This window comes from Streptomyces boetiae (genome assembly GCF_031845405.1).
Classification (GTDB): domain Bacteria; phylum Actinomycetota; class Actinomycetes; order Streptomycetales; family Streptomycetaceae; genus Streptomyces; species Streptomyces boetiae.
The window spans coordinates 187,675-209,963 of sequence record NZ_JAVREN010000002.1; the positions used below are offsets into that span (position 1 = coordinate 187,675).

At 75.9% G+C, this 22,289-nt stretch carries 18 protein-coding genes; 6 read left to right on the forward strand and 12 right to left on the reverse strand.

Annotated features, from left to right (window positions below):
• Positions 1 to 39: 39 nt before the first annotated feature.
• From RM780_RS01995 to RM780_RS02030, 8 genes are all read right to left on the reverse strand, one after another.
• A complete protein-coding gene (locus tag RM780_RS01995; RefSeq protein ID WP_311628643.1) occupies positions 40 to 1,410 on the reverse strand; it encodes a sulfate adenylyltransferase subunit 1 in 1,371 nt (456 codons plus the stop codon).
• Positions 1,410 to 2,348 (reverse strand): sulfate adenylyltransferase subunit CysD, encoded by a 939-nt coding sequence (cysD, locus tag RM780_RS02000; protein ID WP_311628644.1) that lies wholly within the window; start codon positions 2,346 to 2,348, stop codon positions 1,410 to 1,412. Before cysD ends, RM780_RS01995 begins: the two co-directional genes overlap by 1 nt.
• A gap of 56 nt (positions 2,349 to 2,404) precedes the next feature.
• Positions 2,405 to 2,950 carry an adenylyl-sulfate kinase gene (gene cysC / locus RM780_RS02005; RefSeq protein WP_311628645.1) on the reverse strand — a complete coding sequence of 182 codons (546 nt, stop codon included), beginning with the start codon at positions 2,948 to 2,950 and terminating at the stop codon, positions 2,405 to 2,407.
• Between the two features lie 218 nt (positions 2,951 to 3,168).
• A complete protein-coding gene (locus RM780_RS02010) occupies positions 3,169 to 3,891 on the reverse strand; it encodes a phosphoadenylyl-sulfate reductase (RefSeq protein ID WP_311628646.1) in 723 nt (240 codons plus the stop codon).
• A 22-nt stretch (positions 3,892 to 3,913) separates the two neighbouring features.
• Positions 3,914 to 4,129 (reverse strand): hypothetical protein, encoded by a 216-nt coding sequence (locus RM780_RS02015; protein WP_311628647.1) that lies wholly within the window; start codon positions 4,127 to 4,129, stop codon positions 3,914 to 3,916.
• Entirely contained in the window at positions 4,126 to 5,820 is a 1,695-nt protein-coding gene (locus RM780_RS02020) for a nitrite/sulfite reductase (protein ID WP_311628648.1), read from the reverse strand. The genes RM780_RS02015 and RM780_RS02020 overlap by 4 nt, the downstream gene beginning before the upstream one ends.
• A gap of 338 nt (positions 5,821 to 6,158) precedes the next feature.
• Complete coding sequence (locus tag RM780_RS02025) at positions 6,159 to 6,779, reverse strand: GNAT family N-acetyltransferase (RefSeq protein WP_311628649.1); 621 nt, start codon at positions 6,777 to 6,779, stop codon at positions 6,159 to 6,161.
• Between the two features lie 67 nt (positions 6,780 to 6,846).
• A complete protein-coding gene (locus RM780_RS02030; protein WP_311628650.1) occupies positions 6,847 to 8,499 on the reverse strand; it encodes an acyl-CoA dehydrogenase family protein in 1,653 nt (550 codons plus the stop codon).
• A 97-nt stretch (positions 8,500 to 8,596) separates the two neighbouring features.
• Here RM780_RS02030 and RM780_RS02035 point away from each other — a divergent pair, with 97 nt between their 5' ends.
• The 4 genes from RM780_RS02035 (at position 8,597) to RM780_RS02050 (ending at position 14,862) form a co-directional block, all read left to right on the forward strand.
• Positions 8,597 to 9,523 carry a helix-turn-helix domain-containing protein gene (locus tag RM780_RS02035; RefSeq protein WP_394812863.1) on the forward strand — a complete coding sequence of 309 codons (927 nt, stop codon included), beginning with the start codon at positions 8,597 to 8,599 and terminating at the stop codon, positions 9,521 to 9,523.
• Between the two features lie 717 nt (positions 9,524 to 10,240).
• Complete coding sequence (lon, locus tag RM780_RS02040) at positions 10,241 to 12,652, forward strand: endopeptidase La (RefSeq protein ID WP_311628651.1); 2,412 nt, start codon at positions 10,241 to 10,243, stop codon at positions 12,650 to 12,652.
• A gap of 165 nt (positions 12,653 to 12,817) precedes the next feature.
• On the forward strand, positions 12,818 to 14,377 hold the full coding sequence (locus tag RM780_RS02045; RefSeq protein WP_311628702.1) for an AlkA N-terminal domain-containing protein: 1,560 nt from the start codon (positions 12,818 to 12,820) through the stop codon (positions 14,375 to 14,377).
• Complete coding sequence (locus RM780_RS02050; RefSeq protein ID WP_311628652.1) at positions 14,377 to 14,862, forward strand: methylated-DNA--[protein]-cysteine S-methyltransferase; 486 nt, start codon at positions 14,377 to 14,379, stop codon at positions 14,860 to 14,862. The genes RM780_RS02045 and RM780_RS02050 overlap by 1 nt, the downstream gene beginning before the upstream one ends.
• A 118-nt stretch (positions 14,863 to 14,980) precedes the next feature.
• Here RM780_RS02050 and RM780_RS02055 read toward each other — a convergent pair whose 3' ends face one another.
• Together RM780_RS02055 and RM780_RS02060 are read right to left on the reverse strand one after the other, a co-directional pair.
• Positions 14,981 to 16,000 carry a DUF2637 domain-containing protein gene (locus RM780_RS02055; protein ID WP_311628653.1) on the reverse strand — a complete coding sequence of 340 codons (1,020 nt, stop codon included), beginning with the start codon at positions 15,998 to 16,000 and terminating at the stop codon, positions 14,981 to 14,983.
• A gap of 170 nt (positions 16,001 to 16,170) precedes the next feature.
• Positions 16,171 to 17,004: a (2Fe-2S)-binding protein gene (locus tag RM780_RS02060; protein ID WP_311628654.1), complete on the reverse strand. Its 834-nt coding sequence runs from the start codon at positions 17,002 to 17,004 to the stop codon at positions 16,171 to 16,173.
• Positions 17,005 to 17,163: 159 nt separating this feature from the next.
• Here RM780_RS02060 and RM780_RS02065 point away from each other — a divergent pair, with 159 nt between their 5' ends.
• Entirely contained in the window at positions 17,164 to 17,940 is a 777-nt protein-coding gene (locus tag RM780_RS02065; protein WP_311628655.1) for a GntR family transcriptional regulator, read from the forward strand.
• A 470-nt stretch (positions 17,941 to 18,410) separates the two neighbouring features.
• Here RM780_RS02065 and RM780_RS02070 read toward each other — a convergent pair whose 3' ends face one another.
• Complete coding sequence (locus tag RM780_RS02070) at positions 18,411 to 19,196, reverse strand: hypothetical protein (RefSeq protein ID WP_311628656.1); 786 nt, start codon at positions 19,194 to 19,196, stop codon at positions 18,411 to 18,413.
• A gap of 197 nt (positions 19,197 to 19,393) precedes the next feature.
• On the opposite strand from RM780_RS02070, the gene RM780_RS02075 reads away from it, so the two are divergent.
• Positions 19,394 to 20,449: a DUF3533 domain-containing protein gene (locus RM780_RS02075; protein ID WP_311628657.1), complete on the forward strand. Its 1,056-nt coding sequence runs from the start codon at positions 19,394 to 19,396 to the stop codon at positions 20,447 to 20,449.
• Between the two features lie 27 nt (positions 20,450 to 20,476).
• Here the strand turns inward: RM780_RS02075 and RM780_RS02080 are convergent, their stop codons facing one another.
• Positions 20,477 to 22,276, reverse strand: coding sequence for a PucR family transcriptional regulator (locus tag RM780_RS02080; protein ID WP_311628658.1), 1,800 nt, complete (start codon positions 22,274 to 22,276; stop codon positions 20,477 to 20,479).
• Positions 22,277 to 22,289: the final 13 nt, after the last annotated feature.

Consider the following 22,289-nt stretch of genomic DNA (forward strand, 5'->3'; position numbering starts at 1 on the left):
CCTCTTTCGCGAACGTCGAGAAGACCTCCCCTGTCACGGTCAGAAGTCCCATTCACCGGGGGCGTCGTCCGCGGCGGTCGCGGCGGACGGGTCGGCGAAGGCCGCGCCGGCCATGCCGGCGGTGAGGGTGGAGCCGTCTGCCGGGTCGATGAGCAGGAAGGAGCCGGTGGCCCGGGACTGCGCGTAGGCGTCCATGGCCAGGGGCTCGGAGGTGCGCAGGACGACCTGGCCGATGTCGTTCGGCGCCAGCTCGCCGGGGTCGCGGTGGTGCGACAGGTCGTCGAGCGTCAGCCGCGAGGGGATCTCCTTGACGATCGCCTTGACCGTCCGCGTGGCGTGCTTCAGCAGCACCCGCGCGCCCGGGGCCAGGGGGCGGTCGTGGAGGTGGCAGACCGTCGCGGTGACGTCCTGGGTGGGCTCGGCCGCGTCGCCGGGGGAGGCCGGCGCGATGAGGTCGCCGCGCGAGACGTCGAGGTCGTCGGCGAGGGTGAGGGTCACCGACTGGGGCGCCCAGGCCGCGTCCACGGACTGGCCCAGGGCGTCGATGCGGCGGATGGTCGTGGTCCGCCCCGAGGGCTGGACCACCACGCGCTGGCCCACGCGCAGCACGCCGGAGGCGATCCGCCCGGCGTACCCGCGGTAGTCGGGGTGCTCGGCGGTCTGCGGCCTGATGACGTACTGCACGGGGAAACGCGCGGGGTCGGCCGCCGGGTCGTGCGCGACCGGCACGGTCTCCAGGTGCTCCAGGACGGTCGGGCCGCCGTACCAGTCCATCGCGCCCGAGGGCGTGACGACGTTGTCCCCGGCCAGCGCCGAGATGGGGATGGCGGTGACCTCGGGGATGCCCAGGGAGGCCGCGTAGTCCGAGAACTCCCCGGCGATGGTGGCGAAGACGGCCTCGGCGTAGCCGACGAGGTCCATCTTGTTGACCGCGAGCATCACGTGCGGGACGCGCAGCAGGGCGGCGACCGCGGCGTGGCGGCGGGTCTGCTCGACCACGCCGTTGCGGGCGTCCACCAGGATGATGGCCAGCTCGGCGGTGGAGGCCCCGGTGACCATGTTCCGCGTGTACTGCACGTGGCCCGGGGTGTCGGCGAGGATGAACCGGCGCCGGGGGGTGGCGAAGTAACGGTAGGCCACGTCGATGGTGATGCCCTGCTCGCGCTCGGCGCGCAGGCCGTCGGTCAGCAGGGCCAGGTCCACGGACTCGGAGCCGCGGCTGAGGGAGGCGGCCTCGACGGCTTCGAGCTGGTCGGCGAGGACCGACTTGGAGTCGTGCAGGAGGCGGCCGACGAGGGTGGACTTGCCGTCGTCCACGGAGCCGGCGGTGGCGAAGCGCAGCAGTGAGGTCTCGGTGGCGCGGTCGACCGCGGCGGTCACGGCGGAGGACGCCGGGGAGTCGGGGCTCATCAGAAGTACCCCTCCCTCTTGCGGTCCTCCATCGCGGCCTCGGACAGCTTGTCGTCCGCCCGGGTCGCGCCGCGCTCCGTGAGCCGGGAAGCGGCGATCTCCGCGATGATCTGCTCGATCGTCGCGGCGTCGGACTCCACGGCCCCGGTGCAGGACATGTCCCCGACCGTGCGATAGCGGACCAGACGCCGTTCGGCGCGCTCGTCGTCCCCGGGCCCGCCCCACTCGCCGGGCGCCAGCCACATGCCGTTGCGCAGGAAGACGTCCCGCTCGTGGGCGAAGTAGATCTCCGGGATCTCGATCTTCTCCCGGCCGATGTACTGCCACACGTCCAGCTCGGTCCAGTTGGAGAGCGGGAAGACGCGCACGTGCTCGCCGGGGGCGTGGCGGCCGTTGTAGAGCTGCCACAGCTCGGGGCGCTGGCGGCGCGGGTCCCAGCCGCCGAACTCGTCGCGCAGCGAGAACACCCTCTCCTTGGCGCGGGCCTTCTCCTCGTCGCGCCGCCCGCCGCCGAAGACCGCGTCGAAACGGCCGCCGCGGATCGCGTCGAGCAGCGGCACGGTCTGGAGGGGGTTGCGCGTGCCGTCGGGGCGCTCGCGCAGCTCGCCTCGGTCGATGAACTCCTGGACGGAGGCCACGTGCAGGCGCAGCCCGTGCTGGGCCACCACCCGGTCGCGGTAGGCGATGACCTCGGGGAAGTTGTGCCCGGTGTCCACGTGCAGCAGCGCGAACGGCAGCGGTGCGGGCGCGAACGCCTTCAGCGCCAGGTGCAGCATGACGATCGAGTCCTTGCCGCCGCTGAAGAGAATCACGGGCCGCTCGAACTCGCCCGCGACCTCGCGGAAGATGTGGACGGCCTCGGACTCCAGGACGTCCAGGTGCGACAGTGCGTACGGGCTGCCGGCGCTGCCGGCGGGCCGGCGTGCGGTGACGGTCACGCCGTGCTCCTTTCGTCGCTTTGATTTCGTCGCTGTGCTCGGAGAGGGTGCGGGGCTCACAGCAGCCCCCGTGCGGCGAGGAGAGCGTGCACGGCGTCGGCGGACTCGGCGACGGACTGCTCATGGGCGGCAATCCGCAGGTCCGGCTCGACCGGCTCCTCGTAGGGGTCGTCCACGCCGGTCAGCCCGGTGAGCTGCCCGGCGGCCTGCTTGGCGTACAGGCCCTTCACGTCGCGCTCCGAGCAGACCTCGACGGGGGTGGCGACGTGGATCTCGACGTAGCCGGTGCCGGCGGCCTGGTGGCGCTTGCGCACCGCCTCGCGGCTGTCGGCGTAGGGGGCGATGACGGGGACCAGGGTCTTGACCCCGTGGGAGGAGAGGAGTTCGGCGACGAACCCGATGCGCTGGACGTTGGTGTCGCGGTCCTCGCGGCCGAAGCCGAGGCCCGCGGAGAGGAACTCGCGGATCTCGTCGCCGTCCAGCACCTCGACCCGGTGGCCCTCCTCGGCCAGCCGCCGGGCCAGGGCCCGGGCGATGGTGGTCTTGCCCGCGCTGGGCAGGCCGGTGAGCCAGATGGTGGCGCCCTGGCCGTGCTCGCTCATCTCCGGCTCCTTGTCCTGTCGTTCGTCCCGGCCGGCTGGTCCGTCCCGGTGGGGTGGGCTTCTTCGGTCGTCCCGGTGGGGGGGGAGTCTTCCCGGCGCCGGGGGCGGCGCGGGCCGTCGTCGGTGTGGGGTTGTGGGGTCGAGGGGACGGGCCTCCGGCGCGCCCTGCCCGTGGCCGCGCCGGGGCGCTGCCCCGGGGTGTGGTCGCTGCCGTCATCTCATCCGTGCAGACCGCACTCGGTCTTGCCGAGGCCGGCCCAGCGGCCCGCCCGCACGTCCTCGCCCTGGGCTATCCGGCGGGTGCAGGGGGCGCAGCCTATGGACGCGTAACCGTCCTGGAGGAGCGGGTTGGTGAGCACGCCGTGTTCGGTGACATAGGCTTCCACATCCGCCTGGGTCCAGCGGGCCAGGGGGGAAATCTTCACCTTTCCCCACCGGGCGTCCCATCCCACGACCGGCGTGTCGGCGCGCGAGGGTGATTCGTCGCGGCGCAGTCCCGTGATCCACGCATCGTAGGGGCCCAAACCGTCCCGAAGCACCTCAACCTTCCGCATGGCGCAGCACAGATCGGGGTTCCGGTTGTGCAGCCGGGGGCCGAATTCGGCGTCCTGCTCGGCCACCGACTGTCGCGGGGTGAGTGTGATGACGTTGACGTCCATCACCGCGGCAACGGCGTCGCGGGTCCCGATGGTCTCCACGAAGTGGTAGCCGGTGTCCAGGAACAGGACGTCGATGCCGGGCCGGGCGCGCGCGGCGAGGTGGGCGACGACCGCGTCCTCCATGGAGGAGGTGACGCACAGGCGGGCCCCGAAGGTGTCGGCCGCCCAGCGCAGGATCTCCTGCGCGTCGGCGTCCTCCAGCTCGCGCCCGGCCCGCTCGGCCAGCGCGCGCAGCTCGTCCTCCGCTCTGCGCGGAGGGGTGGTGGCGGTGACAGTGGTCATGGTGCCCCTTCCTCAGGCTCTCTCAGGCATGCGGTCGGCGCGCGTCCGCGTCGCCGCCTTCGCCGTCCCCCGCGGGGGTTCCCGGACGCGCCAGTCCCCGGGCCAGCAGGCCGAGGAACGACAGCCGGAACGCCCGGTTGCACGAGGCGCATTCCCAGGCGCCGTGGCCCTCCTCGTTCGGCCGCAGGTCCTCGTCCCCGCAGTAGGGGCAGTAGAAGGGGGCGGCGCGCTCGCTCATGACAGGGCCCCCTCGTCGGCGCGGGCCACCCACTGGGCGAACCGCTCGCCGTCCTCGCGCTGGTCCTGGTAGGCGCGCAGCACCCGCTCGACGTAGTCGGCCAGGCCCTCGGCGGTGACCTTCAGGCCGCGGACCTTGCGCCCGAAGGCGGGGTCCAGGCCGAGGGCGCCGCCGAGGTGCACCTGGAAGCCCTCGACCTGGCGGCCGTCGTCGTCGGTGACGAGCTGGCCCTTGAGTCCGATGTCCGCGACCTGGATGCGGGCGCAGGAGTTGGGGCAGCCGTTGATGTTGATGGTGATCGGCTCGTCGAAGCCGGGCAGGCGGCGCTCCAGCTCCTCGATCAGCCAGGCGCCGCGGCCCTTGGTCTCGACGATGGCCAGCTTGCAGAACTCGATGCCGGTGCAGGCCATCGTCCCGCGGCGGAACGAGGAGGGCGCGGCCGTCAGGCCCAGCGCGGCCAGGCCCTCGGTCAGCGGGGCGACCTGCTCCTCGGCCACGTCCAGGATGAGCATCTTCTGCTGGACGGTGGTGCGCACCCGCTGGGACCCGTGGGCCTCGGCGAGGTCGGCGATCTTCGCCAGCGTGGTGCCGTCCACGCGGCCCACCTTGGGCGCGAAGCCGACGTAGTAACGGCCGTCCTTCTGCCGGTGGACGCCGACGTGGTCGCGCCAGGCGTGCGGGGGCTGCGCGGGCGCGGGTCCGTCGGCCATCCTGCGCAGCAGGTACTCGTCCTCCAGCACCTGCCGGAACTTCTCCGGGCCCCAGTCGGCGACGAGGAACTTGATGCGGGCGCGGGTGCGCAGCCGGCGGTAGCCGTAGTCGCGGAAGAGGCCGACGATGCCCTCGTGGACGTCGGCCACCTCCTCCAGCGGGACCCAGGCGCCCAGGCGGGCGCCGAAGCGCGGGTTGGTGGACAGGCCGCCGCCGACCCAGACGTCGAAGCCGGGGCCGAGTTCGGGGTGGACGACGCCGACGAAGGCCACGTCGTTGACCTCGTGGGCCACGTCCAGCAGGGGGGAGCCGGAGACGGCGGTCTTGAACTTCCGCGGGAGGTTGGAGTACGCCTTGTTGCCCACCACGCGGCGGTGGATCTCCTCGATGGCCGGGGTGCCGTCGATGATCTCGTCCTCGGCGATGCCCGCGACGGGGGAGCCGATGATCACGCGCGGGGTGTCGCCGCAGGCCTCGGCGGTGGACAGGCCCACGGCCTCCAGCCGGCGCCAGATCTCCGGCATGTCCTCGATGCGGATCCAGTGGTACTGCACGTTCTGCCGGTCGGTGATGTCGGCCGTGCCGCGCGCGAACTCCTGGGAGATCTCGGCGATGACCCGCAGCTGCACGGTGGTCAACTGCCCGCCGTCGATCCGCACCCGGAGCATGAAGTACTCGTCGTCCAGCTCCTCCGGCTCCAGAACGGCCGTCTTGCCGCCGTCGATCCCGGGCCGCCGCTGGGTGTACAGCCCCCACCAGCGCATCCGGCCGCGCAGGTCCTGCCCGTCGATGGCCTCGAACCCGCGGTGGGCGTAGATCGTCTCGATGCGCGTCCGCACATTGAGACCGTCGTCGTCCTTCTTGACCTGCTCGTTGGGGTTGAGGGGCGTGAAGTGCCCGGCGGCCCACTGTCCTTCACCGCGGTGGCGGCCGGCCTTCCGCCGGGTCGGGGCGGCGGGCTTCTTCGGGGAGTCGGACATCGTCACGAGTTCCTTCTGCGCGGCAGAGTCGGGCGGGGGCGGTCGTGGCAGGGGGCCGCGCGGCCATGCGGGGTACGGCGCGGGCCGGTCGGCGGGGCGGCTCGCGGCGGGTCCCGTCCGGCGGCTGCCGGTGCGGGCCCTCCGGGGGCCGGTGTCAGGCTCTTAACACGCCCGGCACATGGCGCTGGACGTGCGACAGAGGCCGGCGGGGCACCGGCTCACCAGGACTTCTCCAGCTCGCGACATGACGGCAGCGTGGCACGCGGTGACGCGTCAGTCCACCGCTATCCACTATGTGGATGCCATTGTCTCAATATGTGGAAGCTGTGAGGATGTGGTCACGCAGGGTCGAAGGCTCCGGGCCAGGGTCCGGGGGCCTTCGAGGGCTCCTCCTCGGCCACGTCGGTGGCGACGACCCGGAAGCCGCGCCGCCGGTAGTTCTCCAGCGCGTACGGCCCGTCCATGCTGCACGTGTGGACCCGCACCCGCCGGGTGGGCGCGCGGCCGGGCCAGCGTTCCGCCAGGTCCCAGGCCCGCGCGGTGCCCAGCGTCAGCAGCCGGCCGCCGATCCCGCGCCCCCGGAACGCCGGCAGCAGCCCGAAGTAGCTGATCTCCACCGCGCCCTCGTCCTGCGGGTCCAGCTCCACGAACCCGGCGGGCGTGCCGCGGTCCCAGGCCACCCAGGTCTCCACGCCGGGCCGCTCCAGAAACGCCCGCCACCGCGCGTGGCTCCACCCCAGGCGGTCCGTCCAGTGCACGTCCCCGCCCACGGCCGTGTAGAGGAACCGGCTGAACTCGGGGCTCGGCACCCCGGCGCGCACGGTCCGGATGCCGGACACCCCGTCCTCTTCGCGGACGCCGGGGTCGGCGCCGGGGGCGCTCGCGAGGCCGGAGGCCGGGATGAGGTCGTCCGGGGAGATTTGCTCCAGCGACCAGGTCGTCACCTGCATGCCCCGCATTCCACCACAGTGCCCCTCCCTCTGGCCGGGGGGCCTTCCGCCGGGGCCTCCCGGTCCCGCGGCGGGCTCAGCCCGCGTGCGGCCGGGCCCGCTCCACGATCGCCTCCAGCGCCGCGCCGTGCGGCAGCGTGCCGAAGGCCGTTCCCCAGTCCCCGCCCAGCCGCGAGGCGCAGAACGCGTCCGCCACCTCCGCCGGGGCGTGCCGCACCAGCAGGGAGCCCTGGAGCACCAGCGCCAGCCGCTCCGTCAGCCGCCGCGCCCGCGCCTCGATGCCCTCCAGGTCCGACAGCTCGGCCAGCACGCCCTTGATCGCCGCGTCCAGCCGGTGGTCCGCGCCCGCCGCGCGCCCCACCTCGGCCAGGAAGGCGTTCAGCGCGCCCGGCTCGCGTTGCAGCGCGCGCAGCACGTCCAGCGCCTGCACGTTGCCCGAGCCCTCCCAGATGGAGTTCAGCGGGGACTCGCGCAGCAGCCGCGGCATGCCCGACTCCTCGACGTACCCGTTCCCGCCCAGGCACTCCAGCGCCTCGGCCGCCACGGGCGTGCAGCGCTTGGTCACCCAGTACTTCGCGGCGGGCACCGCCAGGCGCAGCAGGTGCCGCTCCTGGGCGCTGCCTGCCGCCGCCGCGTCCGCCGCGGCGGCCAGCCGCAGCAGCAGCGCGGTCGCCGCCTCCGACTCCAGCGCCAGGTCGGCCAGGACGTTGCGCATCAGCGGCTTGTCGATCAGCGGCCCCCCGAAGGCCGAGCGGTGCGCGGCGTGGTGCACGGCCTGGGCCACCGCCTGCCGCATCACCGCGGCCGAGCCGGCCACGCAGTCCAGCCGGGTCGCGGCCACCATCTCGATGATGGCCGGCACCCCGCGGCCCTCCTCGCCCACCCGCCAGGCCAGCGTCGTGCCGTCGAACTCCACCTCGGCCGAGGCGTTGGAGTGGTTGCCCAGCTTCTCCTTCAGGCGCTGGACCAGGAAGGCGTTCCGCTCGCCGCCGGGCAGCACCCGGGGCAGCAGGAAGCAGGTCAGGCCGCCCGGCGCCTGCGCCAGCACCAGGAACGCGTCGCACATCGGCGCCGAGCAGAACCACTTGTGCCCGGTCAGGACGTACGCCCCCGGCGCGTCGGAGACCGGCTCGGCGCGCGTGGTGTTGGCCCGCACGTCGGAGCCGCCCTGCTTCTCCGTCATGCCCATCCCCGCCAGCGCCCCGGCCTTGCCCGACGCCGGCCGCAGCCCCGGCTCGTACACCCGCGAGGTCAGCAGCGGCTCCCACACCGCCGCCAGCTCCGGGGCGGCCCGCAGCGCGGGAACGGCCGAGTGCGTCATCGACACCGGGCACCCGTGCCCCGACTCCACCTGCGACCAGACCAGGAACCCGGCCGCCCGCCGTAGCTGCCCGCTCGGCCGCGACCAGGCGTCCGTCAGGCCGGCCGCCACGGCCCGCTCCATCAGCAGGTGGTAGGAGGGGTGGAACTCGACCTCGTCGATCCGGTTCCCGTACCGGTCGTGGGTGCGCAGCACGGGCGGGTGGGCGTTCGCCTGCCGTCCCCACTCCTGCGCCTCGTGGCCGCCGGCCAGCCGGCCCAGCTCGCTCAGCTCCGCCGTCGCCTCGGCCGCCACCGCCCCGTCCACGTGCCGGGCGAAGCCCTCGGAGAGGGCCACGTCCCGGGCGAAGAGGTCGTAACCCACCAGGGGCGGGGCCTGATTCGTCACCGCGTGGGTGCTGCGCGTCATGCGGCTACGGTAAGAGGTTTGCTCGCCGCCGATCCAGTCCCCGCCTTGAAGCGGTCTAGTACAGTTGGGCGGGCGCGACGACGGCAGGGGAGCGTACATGGGCGTGGAGCCGATCGCGAGCGAAGCCGCCGGGAGAGCCGTCCGCGAGGAGGTCTTTCCCCGCACCGTCGACTACCGGCAGACCGGGCCGACCGTTCCCCGCATGATCCTCGGCGCCCGCCTGCGGCGGCTGCGCGAGGCCCGCGGCATCACGGGGGCCGAGGCCGGGGCCCGCATCCGTGCCTCGCACTCCAAGATCAGCCGCCTGGAGATGGGCCGCACCGGCTTCAAGACGCACGATGTCGCCGACCTGCTCACGCTCTACGGCGTCACCGACGAGGACGAGCGGGCCACGCTGCTCGCACTCGCCCGCCAGTCCGGCAGCCCCGGCTGGTGGCACGTCTACCACGACCTGGTTCCCAGCTGGCTGAACGTCTACCTCGGCCTGGAGCAGACGGCCACGGTCATCCGGGGGTACGAGCTGCAGTTCGTCCCCGGCCTGCTCCAGACCGAGGAGTACGCGCACGCGGTGCTGCGGCTGGGCTTCGGGGACGCGGGCGAGCGGATCGAGCGCCGCGTCGAGCTGCGGATGGCCCGGCAGCGCATCCTCTTCCGCGAACGTCCGCCGCACGTCTGGGTCGTCATCGACGAGGCCGCGCTGCGCCGCTCGATGGCGGGGCCGCCGCTGATGCGGCGTCAGCTTGGCCGCCTGCTGGAGCTGTCCGACCTGCCGCACGTCACGATCCAGGTCATCCCTTTCCACGCCGGGGGCCACGCGGCGATCGCCGGCCCGGTCACGATCCTGCGCCCGCCGGGCGGCGACCTGCCGGACGTGGTCTACCTGGAGCAGCCCACCGGCGGCATCTTCCCCGACAAACCCCAGGACGTCGAGCAGTACCGCCACATCATGAACCGCCTGGTCATCGAATCCGAACCCCCCACGGCGACCCGCGACTTCCTCTTCCGCGTCCTCCGCGAAACGTAGCGCCTCCGGCGGTCGCCCCGCCCCCCCCTCGGCCGGGGCGCTGCTCCGGGCCCGGGGCTCCTCCCGGGGACCGCTCCGACCCCGGACGCTGCGCACGGCGCTTGACCGGGGTGTTGCCCCGCCCCGTTCTTGTCGGGGCGCTGCCCCGGGCCTACGGGGCCCGCACCTGCCTCAGCCGGGGCGCCGCTACGCCCCGGGCTTCGGACGCGGGGCGTGGACCGTGCGGGTCCCGCCTTCGGCGGTGTGGGGCGGCGGGCCCGGCCCGGGTACGGCGCTTGCTCCCGGAGCGCTGAGCCGGGCCCCAGGCTATTGCCGCAGGCGCCCCCGATCCCGGGCCGCGCGCGGCGCTCGCACCCGGGGCGCCGCCCCGGGCTACCGCCGGAGGCGCGTTCCCAGGCCGGGCCGCGCACGCGGTGCCCGACGCCGCGGCGTCCGCTCTCCCGGCCCCCGGCTTCTGCCGGCGGAGGGCGGACTGGCTCCGGACTCGGGTCGTGCGGTGCGCGGTGCAGGCGGGGGCGGCGGCTGCCCCGGCCCGGCAGAAGAATCCTCCCGTGCGGGCTGCGCGGCGCAGCCGGGGCGCGGTGGCCGTCCCGCGGGGAGCCGGGGCCGGCCCCGGAGGGTGATCGCTCACAGCGAACGGGGTGGCGGGGCGGGAACATCCCGGAGGGGTCGTGCATTGAGTCGGCATAGCTCAATTTGCCTGCCGAGGGAGACGTCATGACTTCGTCGTTCGATGTACTCACCCTGCCGGTGCTGCCGCTCGGAGACTCGGTGGTGCTGCCGGGGATGGTGGTTCCGCTGGAGTTGTCCGACTCCGAGGTGCGGGCCGCCGTCGAGGCCGCTCAGGCCGCCGCGCCGCGGGGGGAGAAGCCGCGCGTGCTGCTCGTGCCCCGCGTGGACGGCGCCTACCGGGCGCTCGGCGTGCTGGGGCGGGTGGAGCAGGTCGGGCGGCTGGCCGACGGCGACCCCGGCGCCCTCGTGCGCGGCCTGCGCCGCGTGCGGATCGGCGCCGGCACGACCGGCCCCGGCGCCGCGCTGTGGGTGGAGGGCACCCCGGTCGAGGAGGCCGTTCCCAGCGCCCTGCCCGGCCCCGTCGCCGAGCAGGTCAAGGAATACGTCAAGGAGTACAAGGCCCTGTCCACCACCTGGCTGCGCAAGCGCGGCGCCTGGCAGGTCGTGGACCGGGTCGCCCAGATCGAGGACCCGGGCCAGCTCGCGGACAACGCCGGCTACCTGCCCTTCCTCACCGCGGACCAGCAGGTCTCCCTGCTGGAGACCACCGACCCCGTCGAGCGCCTGCGCCTGGCGACCCGGCTCCTGAGCGACCACCTCGCCGAGCAGGACGTCGCCGAGACCATCGCCAAGGACGTCCAAGAGGGCGTGGACAAGCAGCAGCGGGAGTTCCTGCTGCGCCGCCAGCTTGAGGCCGTCCGCAAGGAGCTGGCCGAGCTGAACGGCGACGCCGCCGACGAGGGCGAGGACTACCGCGCCCGCGTGGAGGCCGCCGACCTGCCCGAGAAGGTGCGCGAGGCCGCGCTGAAGGAGGTCGGCAAGCTGGAGCGGTCCTCCGACGCCAGCCCCGAGGGCGGCTGGATCCGCACCTGGCTGGACACCGTCCTGGACCTGCCGTGGAACGTCCGCACCGAGGACGCCTACGACATCCCCGGCGCCAAGGCCGTGCTGGACGCCGACCACGCGGGTCTTGAGGACGTGAAGGCCCGGATCACCGAGTACCTGGCCGTCCGCAAGCGGCGCGGGGACCGCGGCCTGGGCGTTATCGGGGGCCGCCGCGGCGGCGCCGTGCTCGCCCTGGCCGGTCCGCCCGGCGTCGGCAAGACCAGCCTCGGGGAGAGCGTGGCCCGCGCCATGGGCCGGAAATTCGTCCGCGTCGCCCTGGGCGGCGTCCGCGACGAGGCCGAGATACGCGGCCACCGCCGCACCTACGTCGGCGCCCTGCCCGGCCGCGTCGTCCGCGCGATCAGGGAGGCCGGGTCGATGAACCCCGTCGTCCTGCTGGACGAGATCGACAAGGTCGGCAGCGACTACCGGGGCGACCCCTCCGCCGCGCTGCTGGAGGTCCTGGACCCCGCCCAGAACCACACCTTCCGCGACCACTACCTGGAGGTCGAGCTGGACCTCTCGGACGTGGTCTTCCTGGCCACCGCCAACGTCCTGGAGGCCATCCCGCAGCCGCTGCTCGACCGCATGGAGCTGGTCAGGCTCGACGGCTACACCGAGGAGGAGAAGGTCACCATCGCCCGCGGCCACCTGCTGCCCCGGCAGCTTGAGCGCGCCGGGCTGGCCCCCGGCGAGGTCACGGTCGAGGACGAGGTGCTGCGCCGGCTCGCCGGCGAGTACACCCGCGAGGCCGGGGTGCGCGGCCTGGAGCGGACCGTCGCCCGCCTGCTGCGGAAGGTCGCGGCCCGCGCCGAACTGGGCGAGCTGACCCTGCCGTTCACCGTCACGGCCGACGGCCTGCGCGACCTGATCGGCCGCCCGCACCACACCCCGGAGGCCGCGCAGGAGCCGAACGCCCGGCGCACGGCCGTCCCCGGCGTGGCCACGGGCCTGGCGGTGACGGGCGCGGGCGGCGACGTCCTCTACATCGAGGCCTCGCTGGCCGATCCCGAGACCGGCGGCGCCGGGCTGACCCTGACCGGCCAGCTTGGCGACGTGATGAAGGAGTCCGGCCGGATCGCCCTGTCCTACCTGCGCTCGCGCGGCGCCGAGCTGGAGCTGCCGGTCGGCGACCTCAAGGAGCGCGGCGTCCACCTGCACGTCCCCGCCGGGGCCGTGCCCAAGGACGGGCCCAGCGCGGGCATCACCATGACGACCGCCCTGGCCTCGCTGCTCAGCGGGCGGCAGGTGCGGCCCGACGTGGCGATGACCGGCGAGGTCTCGCTGACCGGGCGGGTGCTGCCGATCGGCGGCGTGAAGCAGAAGCTGCTCGCCGCCCACCGTGCCGGGGTGACCACCGTCATCATCCCGAAGCGGAACGAGCCCGACCTGGACGACGTCCCCGCGGAGATCCTGCGGGACCTCGACGTCCACCCGGTCACGGACGTGCGCCAGGTGCTCGACCTGGCCCTGGCCCCCGCCGCGGCCCCGGCCGTCCCGGCCGCGGCCTGACCCCGCCCCCCACACCACGGCCCCCGGCCCGCCGCCCCCCGGCGGACCGGGGGCCGTCCCCTGCGCGGAACGCCCGCCGACCGCGACGCGCCGAACGCCCCGCCCACCGCAATGTCCGATTCCCGCCAGTCGCCGCCCCCGCCGCGCGGCAGACTGGGGGGCGTGATGGACGATGACAGCAGGTACGAGGCGGTGCGCAGCCGGGACGAGCGCTTCGACGGCGTCTTCTTCACTGCCGTCGTGACGACGGGAATCTACTGCCGGCCGAGCTGCCCGGCGACCACGCCGAAGCGGGAGAACGTCCGCTTCCTGCCCTCGGCCGCCGCCGCGCAGGCCGCCGGGTTCCGGGCCTGCCGCCGCTGCCGCCCGGACGCCGTGCCCGGCTCGGCCCAGTGGAACGCCCGCGCCGACGCCGTCGCCCGCGCCATGCACATGATCGCGGACGGGGTCGTGGACCGGGAGGGCGTCGCCGGGCTCGCCCGGCGCCTGGGCTACAGCGCCCGGCAGGTGCAGCGGCAGCTCACGGATGAGCTGGGCGCCGGCCCGGTCGCGCTGGCCCGCGCCCAGCGCGCGCACACCGCCCGCATCCTGCTGACCGGCACGGGCCTGCCGGTCACGGAGGTGGCCTTCGCTGCCGGGTTCTCCAGCGTGCGGCAGTTCAACGACACGATGCGGGAGACGTACGCGCGCACCCCCTCCGAGCTGCGGGCCGCCGCCCGCGGCGGCCGGGAGCAGGCGGGCGCGGCGCCCCACAGCGCCGGCATCCCGCTGCGGCTGGCCTACCGGGGGCCCTACGACGCGCGGCAGGTCTTCGGCTTCCTCGCCCTGCGGGCGATCCCCGGGATCGAGGAGGTCACGGGCGCCCCGGGCCGGCGCACCTACCGCCGCACGCTGGCGCTGCCACACGGCACGGGCGTGGCCGAGGTGGGGGAGTGGCCGGGGCCGCGGGGCGGCCGGTGGCTGCCGTGCCGCCTGCGGCTGTCCGACCCGCGCGACCTGACCGCGGCCGTGCAGCGGGTGCGGCGGCTGTTCGACCTGGACGCCGACCCCTACGCCGTGGCCGAACGCCTCGGCGCCGACCCGGTGTTCGGGCCCCTGGTGGCGGCCAGGCCCGGACTGCGCTCGCCCGGGGCGGCCGACCCGGCCGAGCTGGCGGTGCGGGCCGTGCTCGGCCAGCAGGTGACCGTGGCCGCCGCCAGGACCCTGGCCGCGACGCTGGTCGCCGCCCACGGCAAGCCCCTGCCCGCCCCGGACGGCGCTCTCACCCACCTCTTTCCCGAGCCCGCCGCGCTGGCCGGCGCCGCCCTGACCGAGCTGGGCATGCCCGGCTCCCGCCGCGCCACCCTCCGGGCGATCGGGGCCGCCCTCGCCGACGGAACGGCCGACCTGGGGCCCGGCGCGGACCGCGCGGAGGCGGAGCGCGCGCTGCTCGCGGTGCGCGGGGTCGGGCCCTGGACCGCCGGCTACGTGCGGATGCGGGCCCTGGGCGACCCCGACGTGTTCCTGCCCGGGGACGCCGGCGTCCGCCACGGGCTGCGGCTGCTGAACGCCGGGCCCGAGGCGGCCGGACGCGCCGCCCCCTGGCGTTCCTACGCCGTGCACCACCTCTGGGCGGCGACCGCGGGCCCCGGGACGCCCGCCGGCTCCGCCCCCGGGAGCACCCCCGAGACGACCACCCCCGACACCCCCGGCCCCGCGCGGGCCGACCGGAAGGGAAGCCACTGATGCTGTACACCACCCACCCCAGCCCGCTCGGCGAGCTGCTGATCGCGGGCCCGCGGCCCGGCGTTCTCGCCTCGGTCACCGTGCCCGGCCAGAAGGGCGGCGCCGCGGTCGGCCCCGGCTGGAGGCGTGAGGACGCGGCCTTCGCCGGGGCCCGCCGCCAGTTCGACGCCTACTTCGCGGGGGAGCTGAAGGAGTTCGAGCTCGAACTCGCCCCGCGGGGCACGGAGTTCCGGCAGCGGGTGTGGTCCGCGCTGGACCGCGTCGCCTACGGGTCCACGATCACCTACGGCCGGCTGGCCGCCCTCGCCGGCCTGCCGCCGCGCTCGGTCCGCGCGGTCGGCGGGGCCGTGGGCGCCAACCCGCTGACGGTCATCCGCCCCTGCCACCGCGTCCTGGGCGCCGATGGCTCCCTGACCGGCTACGCCGGCGGCCTGGACCGCAAGCGGCACCTCCTGTCGCTGGAGGGCGTTCTCCTCGGCGCCTGACCCCGCGGCGCCCTGCGGGCGCAACGGCCCGCGAAACGCCGGTGCCCCGGGCGTTCCCCATGAAGGGGGAACGCCCGGGGCACCGGTCCGTGCGGCCGACCCCAGGGTCGGCGGGCGGTCAGTTGAACCGCTGCTCCAGGCGCGCGATCTGCTCCTCCAGCGAGTCCAGCAGCGGGCTCGCCTGCCCGATCGAGGCCGGGTCGCCCGGGGCGGCCGGGCCCGGGGCGGGCTCGGGCTGCTCCGGGGGGCGGGTCCGCAGGGGGCGGGGGGCCGCGGCCGGCGCGAGCGTCGAGGGGTCGGTGGGCTGCGGGGCCGCCGCCGTCAGCTCCAGCGGCTGCGCGCCGGGCGGGAGCTGGCCGTGGCGGCTGATCGCCTTCATCCGGGCCCGCTCCAGCTTCCGCTGCTCGCGGCGCAGGGTGCGCTGCTTCTCCTTGGCCCTGCGGTCCTCGCGGACCTCCTCCACGGCCTCGTCCAGCGAGCGGACGTTCTCCAGCAGCATCAGCGACCAGGCGCCGTACGTCTCGCGCGGGGCGCGCAGCCAGCGCACGAAGCGGATCTGCGGCAGCGGGCGCGGCACCAGGCCCTGCTCGCGCAGCGCGGAGCGGCGGGTCTGCTTCAGCGCCCGGTCGAAGAGGACGGCCGCCGAGAGCGACATCCCGGCGAAGAACTGCGGGGCGCCGGCGTGGCCCATGCCGCGGGGTGCGTGGACCCAGTTGAACCAGGCGGCGGCGCCGGCGAAGAGCCACACCAGCATCCGGGAGCCCATCGAGGAGTCGCCGTGGCTGGCCTCGCGCACCGCGATGACGGCGCAGAACATGGCCGCCCCGTCGAGGCCGAAGGGGACGAGGTACTCCCAGCCGCCTGCCAGGTCGAGGTTCTCCCGGCCGAAGCCGACCAGGCCCTGGAACGACAGGGCCGCGGCCACGCCCGCGCAGCAGAAGAGCAGCGTGTAGGAGAGCGAGGCGTACATCCGCTCACGCCGTCGACGCGCGGCCTCCAGGCGCTCCCAGGAGTCGGAGTCCGCGCCCTCGCTCTGGGGCTTGCGGCTGCGGGACATCATGGTCACCGCGACCATCGCCCCGCACAGCAGTACGGCCGCGGCAAGCACCCAAGAGATTCCTGTGTCGGTCAACGTCAAGCCCCCTGCCTGGGTGGTGCTGAATTGGTGGGCGCACGTGGCGATTTGGAGGAGCGGCCCGACTCTACCCGAGCCGCCGTCAGCCCAATTCGGAAGGAATCATCCCAACGGGTGAGATTGCGGGGAGAGTTGATCGCCGTTGTGGCGATAAATGTTATCTCCTTGCCGCATCAACCCGCCGTCAGGCGGGTAACGCGCTCGCTGTCGCAGGTCCGCGGGCAGGTGAGGCAGGCGTCGTCCGGCCGCAGCGTGTAGTAGAAGCAGCAGCTCGCCCGGTCCCGCGTCAGCAGCGCCTCGCCCCGCGGGGAGAGCAGCTCGCGGAAGGCCGCGCCCCGCCCGAACGGCCGGGTGCCGGCGGGCAGCAGGGCCGTGGCCTCCTCGACGGCCCGCCGCTCCTCGTCCAGCAGCCCGCCGAGATACCACAGCGCCTCGGTCAGCTCGTCCGCCACCGCGCCCCACAGCGCCCGCGGCCCCCGCCGCATCCGGGGCCCGAAGGCCGCCAGCAGCGGCCCGAAGTGCGCCACCGCGGCCTCCCGCACCGCCTTCCGCAGCGCCGCCTCGCCGCCGGCCACCCGCGCGCCGGGGTGGCCGGCCGCCGGGTCGTCCGGGAGGCAGGCGAACGCCCCCGCGCGCACCGTCACCCGCCCGCCCTCCCGGTGGAACGACACGTCCCCGGGGGCGACCGAGGGCACCCGGCGCAGCAGGAACCACGGCATGGTCAGCAGCACGGCCGCCTGCCAGGCGTACCGGTGCAGGGCGAAGGCGGCCACCACGTCCGGGCGGGCGCGCCGGCCGTACTCCTCCTCGATCCGCGCGTCCTCCGCGGCCAGGAACGCCTCGAACTCCGCTCCCCCCGCCGCCAGTCCGGCCGCGCTGATCCAGCCCGGCCCGCGCCGCGGGCGTTCCTCGGTGATCCGCAGCTCGGGCAGCACCTCCGTGACGCGCACGAAGGCGGGCGCGAGCGGGGTCGCGGGGGCCTCGGCGGCGAGAGCGGGGACGGTCATGGGGACACCGTTCGTGGGGCGTTGCGGACAGGTAAGGCTTACCTTACCCGAAGGGTCCGGCGGCCGATCAAGGAAGTTGGGGGTGTCCTCGGGGTGCCCCGTGCCCCTAGGGTGCAGACACCGCTTGGAATCAGGGGCAGGAGGGGACGGAGCGGACACATGGAGCCCACCCGAACGGACGCGGTCGACTTCCCGGTGTCGTTTCCGCCGGTCGCCGTCGCCGACCGGCCCGCCCGGCCGTCCTCCGACGCCGCCCCCGGACGCCCGCCCCTCCCGGTCCGGCCGCGCTCGCTGCCCGAGCGGCACTCGGTCCGCGCCCAGGTGCTGGCCGCCCTGCGCGACGCGCTGGCCAGCGGCGAGCTGGAGCCGGGCGAGACGTACTCGGCCCCCGCGCTCGCCGAGCGCTACGGCGTCTCGGCCACGCCGGTGCGCGAGGCGATGCAGCGCCTGGCGGTGGAGGGCGCGGTGGAGACCGTGCCCAACCGGGGGTTCCGCGTCTGCGGGCGCAGCCGCCGCGACTTGGCGGAGCTGGCCGAGGTGCGGGCGGCCCTTGAGGTGCCCGCGATCCTGCGGCTGGGGCGCACGCTGCCGCCCGAGCGCTGGGAGGAGCTGCGGCCGGTGGCCGACGCCACCGTCACGGCCGCCTCGGTCGGGGACCGCTCCGCCTACGCCGAGGCCGACCGCTGCTTCCACCTGGCGCTGCTGCGGATGACGGGGAACCGGCACCTGGTGCAGGTGGCCGAGGACCTCCAGCGCAAGGCCCAGTGCCCCGCCGACCACGGCACGCTCCCCGGCCCGGCCGAGCTGCTGGCGGACGCGCTGGAGCACACGGCCCTCCTGGACGCCCTCCGCGCCGGCGACCTCACCACGGCCGAACGCCTGGCCCGCGAACACTTGACGGGCCTCGGCCCTGACCCGAACCGGCCGGGGCTGTAGCGTCCCTGGGGCCACGGGCCACGGGCCACGGGCCACGGGCCACGGGCCACGGGCCACGGGCCACGGGCCACGGGCCACGGGCCACGGGCCACGGGCCACGGGCCACGGGCCACGGGCCACGGGCCACGGGCCACGGGCGTGTGGCAACGAGCCGCGGGTCACCGGCCGTTCAGCTCACGGGCCGCGCGGCCACGGGCTACCGGCCGTGCGACCACCCGTCCGAGGGCGAACGCCCGCGGCGCGCCGGGCGTTCATCCCCCGGGGGCCCCGCCGGGGGACCCCGGAAGGCACTCCGCGGAGGGTCCCGTAGGCCGGGCGTCGCGGCGCGGAGCGGGCCCTCCGAAGGGCGGGGCGTGGCCCCCGGAACGGCGGGCTCCGGACACAGGGTGACGGGGCGTCGCCCCGGCGCGCGGCGGGCCTGGCGGCTCCCGGCGCCACGGGACCAGCCGCCGCCGTGTCGCCCAGGGCCGTCAGGCCGTCGGCGAAGGTGGGGGCGTGAGCTGGGCCGAGAGCCAGCGGGGGACCTCGCCGAGGAGGCGGAAGAGGCGGGTGGCCTCGGCGCGCAGGCGGGTCGCCTCCGGCTCGGGCTGGACCTCGGCCAGCGCCACCAGTGCCGGGGCGATGCCAACGAGGAAGCCGGCCTCCTCGCGCAGCCGCAGCGACTCCGCGAACCCGTGCCGCGCCTCCGGCACGTCGCCGTTCTCCAGCGCCAGCGCCGCCAGGTGCCGCCAGGTGTACGAGCCCAGCAGCGCGTCCCCGCGCGAGAGCGCCGCATTGTGCGCCCGGCGGTAGGCGGCCTCCGCGGCCTGCGCGTTGCCCGCCATGTGCTGGGCCATCAGGCCGCGCCGGAAGTCCAGCAGCGCCCGGCCGGGGGAATCCGGCGCCAGCAGCGCCGCCGCCCGCCCCAGCGCGGCCCGCGCCTCGTCCGCCCGGTCCCGCACGCGCAGCAGCGTGGCCGCGTAGGCCAGGTAGCCGCGTTCGCAGGCCGCCGCGCCGCGCTCCTCGTCCGTCAGGGACAGCGACTCGGCCGCGCGCAGCGCCTCCTCCGCCCTGCCCCAGCCGTCGCCGGTGAACATGCAGCGCTCGACGAGCAGTTCGGCCCGCAGCAGGGCCGCGGGCGGCTCGCTCCCGGCCAGCGCGTCGAGCAGGGCCGCGGCGTCCTCCCAGCAGCCCCGGGACCGCAGCCGCCACACCGCATGGCCGAGCGGGTCGCCGCCCGTGCTCCTCGCTGGATGTGGTGCGGCGGTCTCCGTCACATCGCCCTCCCGGCGCTCTGTCGAACGGCTGGCCGTGCCTGGTGTGCATGCATCTCAGCACGTCCCCGCCCGCGCCCGGAAGAGGGGTGAGTGAAAGAGTTCACAAGACGGAGGGTGTCCGAGGCGTTTCGCGCAGCATCCGCCGAACGGCCCCGCCGCGGGTGCGCCCCGCCCCCCGGCCACCCAGGATGCCGGGTATGGACCGGATACCCGGATACGGCCCGTCCCCGGGCCCCGGCGACGCCCGCGGCGCCGTGACACTGCGGGCGGGGCTGCTGGTGCTCGGCGTCCTCCTGCTGCACCTGGCGTTCATCGCCTCCTACCTCGGCGCCCTCCACGACCCGCGGCCCGACCGGGTGCCGATCGCCGTGGCCGCCCCGGGTGACCGGCGAGCGGAGGTCGTCCGGGGCCTGGAGGAGCTGCCCGGGCACCCGCTGGAGGCCGAGCGCACCGCCTCCGACGCCGCCGCGGCCCGGCGCCTGGTGGAGCGCCGCGAGGTGGACGGCGCGTACGTGGTGGACGCCGAGGGCCGCTCCGACACCCTCTACGTCGCCTCCGGCGGGGGAACGGCCCTGGCCGAGGCGGTGCGCGAGACGGTCACCCGCGCCGCGGAGGCCGAGGGGCGCGAGGTGGAGGTGCGGGACGTGGCGCCCGCGGCCGGGGGCGACAGCCGCGGCCTGTCGGCTTTCTACCTGATCATCGGCTGGTGCGTGGGCGGCTACCTGGTCGCCGCGGCCCTGGCCGTCAGCGCCGGAGCCCGCCCGGCCACCGTGCGGCGGGCCGCCCGGCGGCTGCTGGTGCTGGCCGGGTACGCCGTGGCCGCCGGGCTGGCCGGGGCGGTGATCGCCGGGCCGGTGCTGGGGGCGCTTCCGGGGCGCGTGCTGGCGCTCGCGGGCACCGGCGCGCTGGTGGTCTTCGCCACCGGGGCTTTGACCCTGGCGCTCCAGGGGCTGTTCGGAATGTTCGGCATCGGCCTGGCGCTGCTGCTGGTCGTCGTGCTGGGCAACCCCAGCGCGGGCGGGCCGTACGCCTACCCGCTGCTGCCGGCGTTCTGGCAGGCCATCGGCCCGGTGCTGATCCCGGGCGCCGGGACGTGGACGGCCCGTTCGGTGGCCTACTTCGAGGGCCACGCCGTGCTCGGGCCGCTGCTCGTGCTGGCCGCCTGGGCGGTGGCCGGGACCGCCCTGACCCTGCTCCTGGCCCGCTTCCGCTCGGCCCCGCGCTCCTCGCTGGACGAGCTCAGCTTCGTCTGAAGCCCCGTCCGGTCGCACGCCCCGGCCTCAGTCCCCGGCGGGGAGGTCCATGCGCAGGGCGAGGAAGAAGTCGACCGTGTCCTCAAGGCGCGTCAGGTCCCGGCCCGTCAGTTGCTCGATGCGGCCGACGCGGTAGCGCAGGGTGTTGACGTGCACGTGGAGGCGGGCCGCGCAGCGGGTCCAGGAGCCGTCGCAGGCCAGGAACGCCCGCAGCGTCCCGACCAGGTCCGCCCGGTGTCTGCGGTCGTAGGCCCGCAGCGGCTCCAGCAGCCGGGAGGCGAAGGCCCGCCGCACGTCGTCGGGCACGAACGGCAGCAGCAGCACGTGCGAGGCCAGCTCCTCGTGCCCGGCGCCCGCGACCGCCCCGGGTCCGGCCGCCGCCACCCGCCGCGCGTGCCGCGCCTCCTCCAGCGCGCCGCGCAGCGCCTCCGCGCCCGGCACCCCGGCCGAGACGCCGAGCGTCAGCCGCCAGGACCCGCCCGGTGCCGCGGCCAGGGCCTCGGCCAGCGCCTCGCGGGCGGGGGCGAGCAGCCGGGCCGCGCTCAGGGCCTCCTCGCCGTCCGGGGCCGCGGCGCCGAGCGGCAGCAGGGCCACGGCCTCGCCGTCCTCGTGCGCCACGGCGGCGCCGGCCTCGGGCGGGGAGCCGGGCGGCGCCGGAAGCAGCTCCTCCAGCAGGGAGCGCGCCAGGCCGCCGGTCCGGGCAGCCGGGGGAAGGGACCCTCCCTCCGGCGCCGGCTCCAGACGGGCCGTCACCACCTGCCAGCCCGCCGCCGCGCGGCCCGCCCCCGGGACGAGGACGGGCCCGGCGACCAGCAGCCGCGCCGCCACCTCGGGCGCGGGCGCGCCGGCCCGCAGCAGCGTCAGCACCTCCTGCGCCAGCCGCCGGGGGACGCCGCGCGCGGCCTCCCGCCGGTCGCGTTCCGCCTCGATCAGCCGGACCACGCCCTCCAGCAGCCCCAGCCGCTCGCCCGGCCAGTCCCGGGCGTCGGCCCGCACGATGAGCAGCCAGTCGCTAAGCGTGGCGGGCTCGGCCCGCTCCGGGAGGTCCGGGAGGTCCGGGAGGTCCGGGAGGTGCGGGAGGTCCGTCAGCCGCGCGGGCGCGGCCATGGGAGAGGCCACCGGGAACACGGAGTGGACGACGCCCTCCACGACCGCCCGGTAGGGCCCTGGCCGCCCGCCCCGCGCCCGCACGACGGAGGCGGCCCCGGGCCACCAGGCGGGGAACGGCGCCCCGCCGCCGGCGTTGCCCTCCTCGGCGGCGCCGCCGGCGGTCCGCTCGTCCGCCGGGCCGCCGCCCGAGGCGATCACCCGGCCCGTGGGGGAGAGGAGCCAGGCGCGCAGGTCCAGGTCGGAGGCCAGCAGGTCGAGGACGGCCTGCGGGCCGCCGCCCCCGGGCGCGGGGGACATCAGGCGGCGGTGGCGGTCGACCACCGCGGCCAGGTCGCCGGCCCGCGTGGCGGAGACGCGGCGGACCACGTACTCGGTCAGGTCCGCGAAGCCGACCTCCTCGGGGACCGCGAACAGCGGCAGCCCGTGCCGCCGGCAGGCGGCGGCCAGGTCGTCGGGCGCGGGCCCGAACTCGGCCTCCCCGGCGGCGAGTCCGGCCGCCCCGGCCGCGGCCAGAATGCGCACGAACGGCTCGGAGTCCGCCGGGCCGCGCCACCAGGCCAGGCCGGTGAGCACCAGCTCCCCGCCGTTGAGGTACCGGCTGGGGTCGCGCAGGTCGGTGGTCATCACGCCCCGCACCGGCCGTTCCAGCGAAGCGGCGTCCCCGCTCAGCAGCCGCAGGCCGGGCCAGGGCTCCTCGCGCAGGGCCCGCAGTCGCACGCCGCCGCCTCCG

What these genes read in the sequence shown, in the direction of transcription:
- RM780_RS01995 (WP_311628643.1), bottom strand. Translation starts at nt 1,410, where the DNA reads ATGAGCCCCGACTCCCCGGCGTCCTCCGCCGTGACCGCCGCGGTCGAC.
- cysC (WP_311628645.1), bottom strand. Translation starts at nt 2,950, where the DNA reads ATGAGCGAGCACGGCCAGGGCGCCACCATCTGGCTCACCGGCCTGCCC.
- RM780_RS02010 (WP_311628646.1), bottom strand. Translation starts at nt 3,891, where the DNA reads ATGACCACTGTCACCGCCACCACCCCTCCGCGCAGAGCGGAGGACGAG.
- RM780_RS02015 (WP_311628647.1), bottom strand. Translation starts at nt 4,129, where the DNA reads ATGAGCGAGCGCGCCGCCCCCTTCTACTGCCCCTACTGCGGGGACGAG.
- RM780_RS02020 (WP_311628648.1), bottom strand. Translation starts at nt 5,820, where the DNA reads ATGTCCGACTCCCCGAAGAAGCCCGCCGCCCCGACCCGGCGGAAGGCC.
- RM780_RS02025 (WP_311628649.1), bottom strand. Translation starts at nt 6,779, where the DNA reads ATGCGGGGCATGCAGGTGACGACCTGGTCGCTGGAGCAAATCTCCCCG.
- RM780_RS02030 (WP_311628650.1), bottom strand. Translation starts at nt 8,499, where the DNA reads ATGACGCGCAGCACCCACGCGGTGACGAATCAGGCCCCGCCCCTGGTG.
- RM780_RS02035 (WP_394812863.1), top strand. Translation starts at nt 8,597, where the DNA reads ATGGGCGTGGAGCCGATCGCGAGCGAAGCCGCCGGGAGAGCCGTCCGC.
- lon (WP_311628651.1), top strand. Translation starts at nt 10,241, where the DNA reads ATGACTTCGTCGTTCGATGTACTCACCCTGCCGGTGCTGCCGCTCGGA.
- RM780_RS02045 (WP_311628702.1), top strand. Translation starts at nt 12,818, where the DNA reads ATGGACGATGACAGCAGGTACGAGGCGGTGCGCAGCCGGGACGAGCGC.
- RM780_RS02050 (WP_311628652.1), top strand. Translation starts at nt 14,377, where the DNA reads ATGCTGTACACCACCCACCCCAGCCCGCTCGGCGAGCTGCTGATCGCG.
- RM780_RS02060 (WP_311628654.1), bottom strand. Translation starts at nt 17,004, where the DNA reads ATGACCGTCCCCGCTCTCGCCGCCGAGGCCCCCGCGACCCCGCTCGCG.
- RM780_RS02065 (WP_311628655.1), top strand. Translation starts at nt 17,164, where the DNA reads ATGGAGCCCACCCGAACGGACGCGGTCGACTTCCCGGTGTCGTTTCCG.
- RM780_RS02075 (WP_311628657.1), top strand. Translation starts at nt 19,394, where the DNA reads ATGGACCGGATACCCGGATACGGCCCGTCCCCGGGCCCCGGCGACGCC.